We start from the raw sequence: 346 nt of genomic DNA, 5'->3' as shown, positions 1-346 counted from the left end.
CGGCGCGCCGCGGCGATCGGTTTCGGCCGGGCTCGGCCCTTCATCTACGCGCTCAGCCTCGCCATCTACTGCACCTCCTGGACCTTCTTCGGCTCGGTCGGCCTCTCCTCCGAGCGCGGCCTTGAATTCCTTGGCATCTATACGGGACCGGTGCTGGTCTTCGTGTTCGTCTTCCCGCTGCTCAACCGCCTGGTCCGGTTGGCGAAAAGCGAGAAGATCACCTCGATCGCCGACCTTCTCGGCGCTCGCTACGGCAAGAGTTTTGCCGTTGCGGCCATCGCCACAATGATCGCGACGGTCGGCGCGGTACCCTATATGGCGCTGCAGCTCAAGGCGATCTCCGGCT

General features: G+C 64.5%; 1 pseudogene. It reads left to right on the top strand.

Going from position 1 to position 346, the window contains the following annotated elements:
* Positions 1-346: pseudogene (locus EN852_RS37010) on the top strand (hypothetical protein); the annotation flags it as partial.

Source organism: Mesorhizobium sp. M2E.F.Ca.ET.209.01.1.1 (genome assembly GCF_004010375.2).
GTDB lineage: Bacteria > Pseudomonadota > Alphaproteobacteria > Rhizobiales > Rhizobiaceae > Mesorhizobium.
The sequence above is the reverse complement of the archived record's forward strand: the minus strand, read 5'-3'. Positions and strand labels throughout refer to the sequence as shown.